The sequence below is a fragment of the Rhodococcus aerolatus genome (assembly GCF_054783215.1).
The window spans coordinates 231,590-242,233 of the sequence record NZ_BAAGQZ010000029.1 but is presented as its reverse complement, the minus strand read 5'-3'; the positions used below and the strand labels follow the sequence as shown (position 1 = coordinate 242,233).

Genomic DNA, 10,644 nt, shown 5'->3' with positions numbered 1-10,644 from the left:
ACCACGGCGCGCACGGTCACCGGGGTGGAGCCGCACGCGCCGCTGCTGCCCGCCGCCCGCGCCCGGGTCGGCGCGGCGGAGGACTTCATCAGCACCCGGCGCGGCGGGGTGGGCGCACAGCCCCGGGCGCAGGTCGCCGAGGCCCGGCGCCGGCTCGCCGAGGCGGAGCGGCTGGCCCCCACCGACCCGGGCGCCGCGCTCGGCGAGGCCCGCGCCGCCGCCCAGCTGGGGTCTAGCGCGTTGGCCTCGGCCCAGGCCGACGTCGACCGCTTCACCGGCGGGGGTGGGTACGGCGGCGGCGGGTACGGCGGTGGTGGGTACGGCTACGGCCGGCGGCGCTCCGGGGCCGGGCAGGTCGCGGGCTCGGTGCTCGGCGGCATCCTCATCGGCGGCCTGCTCGGCGGCGGGGGCGGCTCACGCTCGTTCGGCGGGGGCGGTGGTGGCCTCGGCGGTGGGGGCCTCGGCGGTGGGGGTCAGGTCGGCGGCGGCCGCTTCTGATCAGGCGCCGACCAGCCGGGCGGCGAGGTAGGACTCGACCTGGTCCAGCGCGACGCGCTCCTGGGCCATGGTGTCGCGGGAGCGCACCGTGACGGCTTGGTCGTCGAGGGTGTCGAAGTCGACGGTGAGGCAGAACGGGGTGCCGATCTCGTCCTGGCGGCGGTAGCGCCGCCCGATCGCGCCCGCGTCGTCGAAGTCCACGTTCCAGTGCCGGCGCAGCGTCGCGGCGAGGTCGCGGGCCTTGGGCGTCAGGTCGGCGTTGCGGCTCAGCGGCAGCACCGCGGCCTTCACCGGGGCCAGCCGCGGGTCGAGCTTGAGCACCACCCGGGTGTCGGTGCCGCCCTTGGCGTTCGGCGCCTGCTCCTCGGTGTAGGCGTCGATGAGGAACGCCATGAGGGGGCGGCCGACGCCGGCGGCGGGCTCGATGACGTACGGGGTGTAGCGCTCCTCCGAGGCCTGGTCGTAGTACGACAGGTCCGTGCCGGAGTGCTCCGAGTGGGTCCTGAGGTCGAAGTCGGTGCGGTTCGCGACGCCCTCGAGCTCGCCCCACTCGCTGCCGCCGAAGTGGAACTTGTACTCGATGTCCACCGTGCGGGTGGAGTAGTGCGACAGCTTGTCCTTCGGGTGCTCGTAGAGCCGCAGGTTCTCCGGGTCGATCCCGAGGTCGACGTACCACTGCCGGCGGGTGTCGATCCAGTACTGGTGCCAGGCCTCGTCCTCACCGGGCTTGACGAAGAACTCCATCTCCATCTGCTCGAACTCGCGGGTGCGGAAGATGAAGTTGCCCGGGGTGATCTCGTTGCGGAAGCTCTTGCCGATCTGGCCGATGCCGAACGGCGGCTTCTGCCGCGACGAGGTGAGCACGTTGGCGAAGTTGATGAAGATGCCCTGCGCGGTCTCCGGGCGCAGGTAGACCAGCCCGGACTCGTCCTCGACGGGGCCGAGGTGGGTCTTGAGCATCATGTTGAACTCGCGCGGCTCGGTCCACTGCCCGCGGGTCCCGCACGCGGGGCACACGATGTCGCCGAGGCCGTTCGCCGCCGGGCGGCCCTTCTTCTCCTCGTACTCCTCGAGCATGTGGTCCTCGCGGAACCGCTTGTGGCAGTTCTGGCACTCGGTCAGCGGGTCGGTGAACGCGCCGACGTGGCCGGAGGCGACCCAGGTCTGGCGCGGCAGGATCACCGAGGAGTCCAGCCCCACCACGTCGTCGCGGCTGGTGACCATCGAGCGCCACCACTGCCGCTTGATGTTGTCCTTGAGCTCGACGCCGAGCGGGCCGTAGTCCCAGGCCGAGCGGGTGCCGCCGTAGATCTCGCCGCAGGGGTAGACGAAGCCGCGCCGCTTGCAGAGGCTGACGACGGTGTCGATGGTGGACTTGGCGGACGTGGCCACGAGGCAGGGCTCCGGAGGGGTCGGGGGCTGATCGGCGCTCAGCGTATCGGTCGCTCGGCGCTGCCCCGCCCGCCCCGTCCCGGGCCCTGTGCCCCCCGGGGGTCCCGGTCGCTGCCGTGGACGGTGACGCTGCCGTCGACGGCCTCGAGCAGCGTCTCGAACGTCGACGGCACCTCACCGGGGTCCTCGACCGCCAGCGAGAGCAGCGGGACGACGTGCTCGCGGACGTCGAACGGCGCGAGCGAGCGGCGGTAGGCCGGGACCGAGTCGAACCGGGCCGTCAGCACGCCGTGGCCCGGGTCGTCGACCGCCCGGCCGACCTCGACGCCCCGGCACCCGGGCTGCGCGGAGAGCAGGGCGGCCGCCCGGTGCGCCCGCGCGAGCAGTTCGTCGGCCGCACCGGGGTCGGCAGGCAGGACGAGGTGGCAGACCAGCAGCACCGGGCCGACCCTACGGCGGGCGCGGGCGGGCCTATGCTTGGCAATGGAAGCCGTTGTCATCTGCGCGGGCAGCCCGCGCGCCGAGGAGGGGTGGGACGTGGACGCCGCTGCCGTCACCCCCTCGCGGCAGGCCCTGGCCGCGGCCGGCGAGCTGCTCCGGGCCCTGGCCGCGCCGCTGCGGATCGCGATCGTGCTGCAGCTGCGCGAGTCCGACCGCTGCGTCCACGAGCTCGTCGACGCCCTGGCGGTGTCCCAGCCGCTGGTCAGCCAGCACCTGCGGGTGCTGAAGTCGGCCGGGGTCGTCACCGGGGAGCGGACGGGCCGCGAGGTCCGCTACCGCCTGGTCGACTCCCACCTCAGCCACATCGTGGTCGACGCCGTCGCCCACGCGGAGGAGGACTAGTGCCGGCCGGGCCGGTCCGCGCGACGCGGCAGCGGACGGCCGTGTCGGACCTGCTCGACACCACCGACGAGTTCCGCTCGGCGCAGGAGCTGCACGAGGAGCTGCGGCGCCGCGGCGAGGGCATCGGGCTGACCACCGTGTACCGCACGCTGCAGGCGCTGGTGGACTCCGGCTCGGTCGACGTGCTGCGCACCGACACCGGCGAGGCGGTGTACCGGCGCTGCTCCACCGGCCACCACCACCACCTGGTGTGCCGGGACTGCGGCGCCACCGTGGAGGTCGAGGGCCCGGCCGTGGAGCGGTGGGCGCAGGGGGTGGCCGCCGAGCACGGCTTCACCCGGGTCAGCCACACCGTCGAGGTGTTCGGCCGCTGCGCCGACTGCGCCGCGCACGCCTGAGCCCGCCCGCTACAGGGCGGCGAGGACGTCGGTGCGGGCCCGCGAGGCGCTCGAGACCACCAGCAGCAGCAGCGTCGCCAGCGCGCCGCGCGCCAGTCCCGCCGCGGGGAACGCGTAGCGCAGCGTCACGTCCGCGAGCACGCCCCGCTCCCCCAGGCTGACCCCGCCGAACTGCGTCGCCGCCCCCGCGAGGGCCACCGCCCGGTCCAGCGCGGGGCCGGCGGGCAGGTCCCAGGCCAGCACGCAGGTTATCGAGAGCACCACGAGGCCGTCGGCCAGCTCCACGGCCTGCACCACACAGGGCACCTCGGCGTGCAGGAAGGTCAGCGCGCCGTCGTCGTCGGCCGTGACGTCGACGTAGCCGTCGAGGGCCGCGCGGGTGGCCTCGAGCAGCTCCGCCGGGGTGCTCACTTCACGGCCCCGAAGCGCCGGTCGCGGCGGGCGTACTCCAGGCACGCGGCCCACAGGTCGCGGCGGTCGAAGTCGGGGAACAGCGTCGACTGGAACACCAGCTCGGCGTACGCGGCCTGCCAGATGAGGAAGTTCGAGGTCCGCAGCTCGCCGGAGGGGCGCAGGAACAGGTCGACGTCGGGCATGTCCGGCTCGTCGAGGTGCCGGGCGATCGTGGCCTCGTCGATCTTCTCCGGGTCGAGCTCCCCGCGGGCCACCCGCCGGGCGATCTCCCGGGCCGCGTCGGCGATCTCGGCCCGGCCGCCGTAGTTCACGCACATGGTCAGGGTCATCACGGTGTTGTCGCGGGTCAGCTCCTCGGCGACCTCGAGCTCGCGGATCACGCTGCGCCACAACCGCGGTCGTCGGCCGGCCCAGCGGACGCGCACGCCCATCTCGTGCATCTCGTCGCGGCGGCGGCGGATGACGTCACGGTTGAACCCCATGAGGAACCGCACCTCGTCGGGGCTGCGCCGCCAGTTCTCGGTGGAGAACGCGTAGGCCGAGAGCCACTCGACGCCCAGCTCGATGCAGCCGCAGACGGTGTCCATGAGCACGGCCTCGCCCTGCTCGTGCCCGGCGGTGCGCGGCAGGCCCCGGTCCTGCGCCCAGCGACCGTTGCCGTCCATCACCAGGGCGACGTGGCGGGGCACCAGCTCGGCGGGCAGCGCCGGCGGCCTCGCGCCGGACGGGTGCGGGTCGGGTGGCCGCACGGGCCGGTCCGGCGCCTCAGGACGGGGTCGGAACGGTCGGCGTGGGCTCACCGGGCCCATCCTGCCGGACGCCGGCGCTGCGCTCGACGAGGGGAAGCGTGCGCATGCTGCGCTCGGTGTGCCACTGCAGGTGCGCGGCCACCAGCCCGCTGACCTCGCGCCGCACGGCGGTGGGGACGTCGTCGGTCGCCGCCCAGTCCCCGTCGAGCAGGGCGGTCATCAGCCCGAACGACGCCGGGTTCGGCGTCACCGACCCGGACGGCCGGCACACCGGGCACACCGCACCCCCGGCGGCCACGTGGAAGTGCCGGTGCGGGCCGGGGGCACCGCAGCGCGCGCACGAGCCCAGCGCCGGGGCCCAGCCCGCGTGGCCCATCGCGCGCAGCAGGAAGGCGTCGAGCACCAGCTCCGGCGCCCGCACGCCCCCGGCCAGGGCGCGCAGCGCGCCGACGGTGAGCAGGTAGAGCCGCAGCGCGGGGGCCCGCTCCTCGGCGGCCAGGCGCTCGGCGGTCTCCAGCACCGCGCAGGCGGTGGTGTAGCGCGGGTAGTCGCCCACCAGGTCGCCGCTGAACGCGTCGTGGCTGACCACCTGGGTGATGACGTCGAGGTTGCGGCCCGGGGCCAGCTGGACGTCGACGTGGCTGAACGGCTCCAGGCGGGCCCCGAACTTGCTCCGGGTCCGGCGCACCCCCTTCGCGACCCCGCGCACCAGGCCGTGGTGGCGGGTCAGCAGGGTGACGATGCGGTCGGCCTCGCCCAGCTTGTGCAGCCGCAGCACCACCGCGTCGTCCCGGTACAGCCTCACCGGACCAGTGTCCCACCGCGGCGGGGTGCCGGGGCCTGCAGCGGCGTCACGCCCGGCGCGCCGTCACACCCGCAGCGCGGTGAACGGGGCCCACGGCAGCAGCCGGACGACGAACCAGGCCGCGAGCACCACCGGCACCCCGCGGCGCAGCCCCGCCACGCCCGCCGCCGGCAGCACCGGCCTGCCGGTCGCCGCGCCCACCGTCCACGACACCCAGCCGAGGGCGAGCAGCAGCAGGCCCAGCACGCCGACGGCGTTGAAGCGCAGCGCGGCCGCCGGGTCGAGGTGCAGCAGCGCGTGCACCGCGCGCAGGGTGCCGCACAACGGGCAGTCGATGCCGAGCAGCGCCCGCGTGGGGCACACCGGGGAGATCCCGCCCGGGGTGGTCGGGTCGGCCACCGCGACCGCGGCGCACCCGGCCACGGCGACCGCGGCCGTGGCGAGCGGGGCGTGCAGCCGGGCCGGGACCATCAGAACCCGAGCTTGCCCAGCTGCTTGGGGTCGCGCTGCCAGTCCTTGGCCACCTTGACGTGCAGGTCGAGGTACACCCGGGTGCCGAACATGGCCTCGATCTGGGTGCGGGCGTGCGAGCCGACGCGCCGCAGCCGCTCCCCGCCCTTCCCGATGACGATCGCCTTCTGGCTGGGCCGCTCGACGTAGAGCAGGGCCCGCACGTCGAGCAGCGGGGCCTGCCCCGCCTCCCGCTCGCGGGGCACGGCCTCGTCGATGACCACGGCCAGGGAGTGCGGCAGCTCGTCGCGCACGCCCTCCAGCGCGGCCTCCCGGATCAGCTCGGCCATCATGACGGAGTCGGACTCGTCGGTGAACTCGTCCTCCGGGTACAGCGGCGGGCCCTCGGGCAGGGCGGCGGCGAGGACGTCGAGCAGGACGTCGACCCGCTCGTCGCGCACCGCGGACACCGGCACCACCTCCGCGTCGGGCCCCAGCAGGCCGGACACCGCGACCAGCTGCTGCAGGACGCGGGCCTTGGGCACCAGGTCGACCTTGGTCACCACCCCGACCACGGGCACCCGGGGGGCGACGGTGCGCAGCTGCTCGAGGATCCAGCGGTCACCGGGGCCGATCTTCTCGTCGACGGGGATGCACAGCCCGATGACGTCGACCTCGGAGTAGGTGTCCTTGACCAGGTCGTTGAGCCGCTGGCCGAGCAGGGTGCGGGGTCGGTGCAGGCCGGGGGTGTCGACGAGCACCAGCTGGGCGTGCGGGCGGTGCACGATGCCGCGGATGGTGTGCCGCGTGGTCTGCGGCCGGCTCGAGGTGATGGCGACCTTGGTGCCGACGAGGGCGTTGGTCAGCGTCGACTTGCCGGTGTTGGGCCGCCCCACGAACGCGGCGAAGCCGGACCGGTGCGCTGGTGCGGTGGGGTCGGCGGGCGTCTCGGCGCTCACGGGGTGCTCCTGTCGTCGGCGCCCACGGTCTCACGGTCCGGCCCGTCGGGGTCGGCGGCGGGGCTGCCGGTGGCGGGGCCCGCGGCCTCTGCGGCGGCGTCCGGGTCCGGGGGTGCGGGCACGGCACGGACCAGCACCGTCTCCACGCGCACCCGGCCGCGGGGGTCCTGCCCGCCCTCGGCGCGCATCACCAGGCCGTGGGCGGTGACCTCGGAGCCCGGCAGCGGCACCCGGCCCAGCGCCTGGCCGAGCAGGCCGGACACGGTCTCGACGTCGGAGTCGTCCAGCTCCAGGTCGAACAGCTCGCCCAGGTCGTCGACCGAGAGCCGGGCCGCGACCCGCACCGCCCCGTCCTCGAGGTGCTCGACGGGGGCCCGCTCGTCGGTGTCGTACTCGTCGACGATCTCGCCCACGATCTCCTCGAGCACGTCCTCGATGGTGACCACCCCGGCCACCCCGCCGTACTCGTCGACCAGGACGGCCATGTGGTTGTGGTCGCGCTGCATCTCCCGGAGCAGGGCGTCGAGCCGCTTGGAGTCCGGGACGAACACCGCGGGGCGCATCAGCTCCGAGACCGGGGCCCCCCGGTCGGCGCGGCGCAGCGTGAACGAGTGCTGCACCAGGTCCTTGAGGTAGACCACGCCGAGCACGTCGTCGACGTTCTCCCCCACCACCGGGATGCGGGAGTGCCCGCTGCGCACCGCGAGCGACATGGCCTGCCTGCTCGTCTTGTCGTGCTCGATCCACACCACGTCGGTGCGCGGCACCATGACCTCCCGCGCCGTGGTGTCGCCCAGCTCGAACACCGACTGGATCATCCGGCGCTCGTCGTCGGCCACGACCCCGCCCTGCTGGGCCAGGTCGACGAGCTCGCGGAGCTCGACCTCGGAGGAGAACGGGCCCTCCCGGAAACCCTTGCCCGGGGTCAGCGCGTTGCCCAGCACGATGAGCAGCCGGCTGACGGGGCTGAGCAGCACGCCCGCGACCTGCAGCGGGGCGGCTGCGGCCAGCGCGACGCGGTAGCTGTGCTGGCGGCCCAGGGTGCGCGGGCCCACCCCGACGGCCACGAAGGTGACCACGAGCATGACCCCCGCGGAGAGCAGCACGGCCGGGGTCAGCGACAGCTCGCGGGCGACGACCACGGCCACCAGCACGGTGGCGGTGACCTCGCAGGCCAGGCGGAGCAGCACCAGGATGTTGACGTAGCGGGCCCGGTCGCCCAGCAGGGTGTGCAGCCGGGCCGCGCCGGGCTCGTCCTCGCGCTCGAGCTCGGCGAGGCGGGCCGCGGAGACGGAGTTCAGGGCCGCGTCGACGGCGGTGAACAGCCCCGCCAGCGGCACGAGGACGAGCGCGACGAGCAGCAGCGGGAGCGCCTCGCTCACCGCGGGCGGCCCGTGTCCGTCCTGCCCTCGCCGGGGCCGTGCTGCTCATCGAGCCCGGCACCGTCGAGCCCGGCGACGCCCAGCACGGCCGCGTCCGCAGCCTCCTGCCGGGCGCGGCGCCGGGCAGCCGTGCGCTCGCCCTGGAACTCGGCCAGCAGCCGGTTCTGCAGCGCGAACATCTCGCGCTCCTCGTCCGGCTCGGCGTGGTCGTAGCCCAGCAGGTGCAGCACGCCGTGGACGGTGAGCAGGTGCAGCTCGTCGGCCAGCGAGTGCCCGGCCTCGTGGGCCTGGTCGGCGGCGAACGGCGGGCAGAGCACGATGTCGCCGAGCATCGACGGCCCCGCGTCGGGGGCGTCGGGCCGCCCGCCCGGCTCGAGCTCGTCCATCGGGAAGGCCATCACGTCGGTGGGCCCGGGCAGGTCCATCCACCGCTCGTGCAGGTCGGCCATGGTGGAGGAGTCGACGAGGACCATCGACAGCTCGGCGGCCGGGTGCACGTCCATGGCGGCGATGACGTGGCGGGCGACGGCGACGAGGTCGTCCTCCACGACGTCGACCCCGGACTCGTTGGCGACCTCGATGCTCACCGGCTGCCCCGCCGTTGCGCGCGGTTGCCGGTGCGCGGGCCCGGCACGTCCTGGGCGGCGCTGTGGCGCTCGTAGGCGTCGACGATGTCGCTCACCAGGCGGTGGCGCACCACGTCGGTGCTGGTCAGCCGGGCGAAGTGCACGTCGTCGATGCCGTCGAGGATGTCCTGGACCACCCGCAGCCCCGACGTCGAGCCGCCGGGCAGGTCGACCTGGGTGACGTCGCCGGTGACCACGATCTTCGAGCCGAACCCCAGTCGGGTCAGGAACATCTTCATCTGCTCGGCGGTGGTGTTCTGCGCCTCGTCGAGGATGATGAACGCGTCGTTGAGGGTGTTGTGGGTGACGAGGTAGTCCTCGGTGACGTACAGCGAGTCCGCGGCGCCCACCGAGATGCAGACGCACTCGGCGCGGCCGGCAGGCCGGATCTCGTCGATGAACCGCATGGGCCGGCCGCCCCCGGTCGCCTCGTACACCTCACGCTTGCGGGCGAGCCGGAACGGCACCACCCCGGCGGGCAGGCGGATGTCGAGAACGTGCGCGTCGTGCCGGTGGTGCACGGGCCTGTCGGCCGAGCCGCCGGGCGCCCGCCCGAGCGCGGGGCGGGTCCGTGCGTAGGCGACGCCACCGAGCGACCGCACCAGCGCGATGACGTCGTCGCGGAGCCGGTCCGAGCACGTCGTGTACTGGATGCGGCAGGTCCGCCCGCGCTGGCGCACCGGTCCGCCGTCGCTGTCGAGCAGACCCTGCAGGACCGCGAGACGGACGTCCGTGCTGTTCTGCAGGTACTGGGCGGGGACGAACTTCGTCGAGGACAGCGTGCCGGCGAGCCCCAGGTCACGCAGGACCTCCGTCACGGGGTTCGCGACGATGACGCCCCCGCGGTGGCCGTCGACGTGGCGCAGCACGTAGTCGACCTCGGACTTGCGACGGAGCTCGATGCGGGGCAGGGCCGCCTCGAGGGCGTCGGCCAGCTCGGGGTCGCTCGTGCAGAAGCTGGGCGTCGTCGACAGCGACAGGCAGCCGTCGCCGAGGAGCAGACCGAGCGCGTAGGGGTCCATCGGGACCGACCGCGCCTCGTGCTGCACCGGCCCGACGAGCGGCAGCTCGAAGGTCCGGTAGTGGGCGCTGCGCAGGCGGCCGATCATCTCGCGGGTCTCGAGGACCCTGCCCGGCTTGCCGCGGCGGGTGTCCGCACGGGTGCGCACCTGCCACAGGTGCTCGCCACAGGCCAGGGTGGACGCCCCGTCCTGCGTGGACACCCGGAACACGTCCTTCTCGCCCTGCGGGTAGACACCCAGGACGGGGGTGGGCTCGCCCGACGACCCGACGACGAGGTCGCCCACCTGCAGCTCACCGATGGGCCGGAACCCCTCCGGGGTCAGCACCGGGGTGTCGACGGGCTGGGCCCGGCCCCGCATGTAGGCCAGGGGCGCGACCTCGATGGTCCCGGCCTCCATGAGCTTCGGGATCGCCTCGCGGTCCATCATGTCGTGCAGCGCGTCGTGCAGCGGGCGCAGGTACGGGTCGATCTTGTCGTGCAGCGTGCCGGGCAGGAAGCCCAGCCGCTCCCCCGCCTCGACGGCCGGGCGGGTCAGGATGATGCGGCTGACCTGCTTGGCCTGCAGCGCCTGCACCGCCTTGGCCATGGCCAGGTAGGTCTTGCCGGTGCCGGCGGGGCCGATGCCGAAGGTGATGGTGTTCTCGTCGATCGCGTCGACGTAGCGCTTCTGGTTCAGCGTCTTGGGCCGGATCGTCTTGCCGCGCCGGGACAGGATGTCCAGGCTCAGCACCTCGGCCGGGGACTCCATCGAGCCCTGGTCGAGCATGGCGACGGTGCGGCGCACGGTGTCGGGCACCAGCTCGCCGCGACGCTGGGCCAGCGAGACGAGCTCGGCCACGGCGCGCTCGGCGAAGGCCACGTCGGCCGGGCTGCCGGTGAGCGTCACCTCGTTGCCGCGCACGTGGACGTCGGCGACGAGGGTGCTCTCCAGCTGGCGCAGGTTCTCGTCGGAGGAGCCGAGCAGGGTGAGCACGACCTGCGGGGGCACGGTGACCGTGGAACGGGCGGGGGGCTGCGGAGACGTCACGTGGGGTGCTCGTCCTGCTCTCTGCGTGAGGTGCTGGTTTACCGGCTGATCGTACCGCCGCGGGGCGTGGGCGTGCC

Annotated in this window: 12 protein-coding genes and 1 pseudogene; 3 read left to right on the top strand and 10 right to left on the bottom strand. The window is 74.3% G+C overall.

What is annotated here, in order from left to right; all coding sequences use genetic code 11:
• A pseudogene (locus ACYVOF_RS12335) lies at positions 1 to 498 on the top strand (hypothetical protein); the annotation flags it as partial.
• Here the strand turns inward: ACYVOF_RS12335 and ACYVOF_RS12330 are convergent.
• Together ACYVOF_RS12330 and ACYVOF_RS12325 are read right to left on the bottom strand one after the other, a co-directional pair.
• Complete coding sequence (locus ACYVOF_RS12330) at positions 499 to 1,890, bottom strand: glycine--tRNA ligase (protein WP_460866846.1); 1,392 nt, start codon at positions 1,888 to 1,890, stop codon at positions 499 to 501.
• A gap of 38 nt (positions 1,891 to 1,928) precedes the next feature.
• A complete protein-coding gene (locus tag ACYVOF_RS12325) occupies positions 1,929 to 2,330 on the bottom strand; it encodes an antibiotic biosynthesis monooxygenase family protein (RefSeq protein WP_460866844.1) in 402 nt (133 codons plus the stop codon).
• Between the two features lie 43 nt (positions 2,331 to 2,373).
• Here ACYVOF_RS12325 and ACYVOF_RS12320 point away from each other — a divergent pair, with 43 nt between their 5' ends.
• Both ACYVOF_RS12320 and ACYVOF_RS12315 read left to right on the top strand, forming a co-directional pair.
• A complete protein-coding gene (locus ACYVOF_RS12320) occupies positions 2,374 to 2,733 on the top strand; it encodes an ArsR/SmtB family transcription factor (RefSeq protein WP_460866842.1) in 360 nt (119 codons plus the stop codon).
• Positions 2,733 to 3,131, top strand: a complete 399-nt coding sequence (locus ACYVOF_RS12315) for a Fur family transcriptional regulator (protein ID WP_460866840.1) — start codon at positions 2,733 to 2,735, stop codon at positions 3,129 to 3,131. Before ACYVOF_RS12320 ends, ACYVOF_RS12315 begins: the two co-directional genes overlap by 1 nt.
• A 9-nt stretch (positions 3,132 to 3,140) precedes the next feature.
• On the opposite strand, the gene ACYVOF_RS12310 is transcribed toward ACYVOF_RS12315, so the two are convergent.
• The 8 genes from ACYVOF_RS12310 to ACYVOF_RS12275 form a co-directional block, all read right to left on the bottom strand.
• Positions 3,141 to 3,542 carry a hypothetical protein gene (locus ACYVOF_RS12310; protein WP_460866839.1) on the bottom strand — a complete coding sequence of 134 codons (402 nt, stop codon included), beginning with the start codon at positions 3,540 to 3,542 and terminating at the stop codon, positions 3,141 to 3,143.
• Positions 3,539 to 4,354 (bottom strand): isoprenyl transferase, encoded by an 816-nt coding sequence (locus tag ACYVOF_RS12305; protein ID WP_460866837.1) that lies wholly within the window; start codon positions 4,352 to 4,354, stop codon positions 3,539 to 3,541. The genes ACYVOF_RS12310 and ACYVOF_RS12305 overlap by 4 nt, the downstream gene beginning before the upstream one ends.
• Entirely contained in the window at positions 4,311 to 5,099 is a 789-nt protein-coding gene (recO, locus tag ACYVOF_RS12300) for a DNA repair protein RecO (protein WP_460866835.1), read from the bottom strand. The genes ACYVOF_RS12305 and recO overlap by 44 nt, the downstream gene beginning before the upstream one ends.
• 63 nt (positions 5,100 to 5,162) lie before the next feature.
• Positions 5,163 to 5,570: a DUF2752 domain-containing protein gene (locus ACYVOF_RS12295; protein ID WP_460866833.1), complete on the bottom strand. Its 408-nt coding sequence runs from the start codon at positions 5,568 to 5,570 to the stop codon at positions 5,163 to 5,165.
• Positions 5,570 to 6,508 carry a GTPase Era gene (gene era, locus ACYVOF_RS12290; protein WP_460866831.1) on the bottom strand — a complete coding sequence of 313 codons (939 nt, stop codon included), beginning with the start codon at positions 6,506 to 6,508 and terminating at the stop codon, positions 5,570 to 5,572. The genes ACYVOF_RS12295 and era overlap by 1 nt, the downstream gene beginning before the upstream one ends.
• Positions 6,505 to 7,890, bottom strand: coding sequence for a hemolysin family protein (locus ACYVOF_RS12285; RefSeq protein WP_460866829.1), 1,386 nt, complete (start codon positions 7,888 to 7,890; stop codon positions 6,505 to 6,507). Before ACYVOF_RS12285 ends, era begins: the two co-directional genes overlap by 4 nt.
• Positions 7,887 to 8,477 (bottom strand): rRNA maturation RNase YbeY, encoded by a 591-nt coding sequence (ybeY, locus tag ACYVOF_RS12280; protein ID WP_460866828.1) that lies wholly within the window; start codon positions 8,475 to 8,477, stop codon positions 7,887 to 7,889. The genes ACYVOF_RS12285 and ybeY overlap by 4 nt, the downstream gene beginning before the upstream one ends.
• Positions 8,474 to 10,567 (bottom strand): PhoH family protein, encoded by a 2,094-nt coding sequence (locus ACYVOF_RS12275; protein ID WP_460866826.1) that lies wholly within the window; start codon positions 10,565 to 10,567, stop codon positions 8,474 to 8,476. Before ACYVOF_RS12275 ends, ybeY begins: the two co-directional genes overlap by 4 nt.
• Between the last annotated feature and the right edge of the window lie 77 nt (positions 10,568 to 10,644).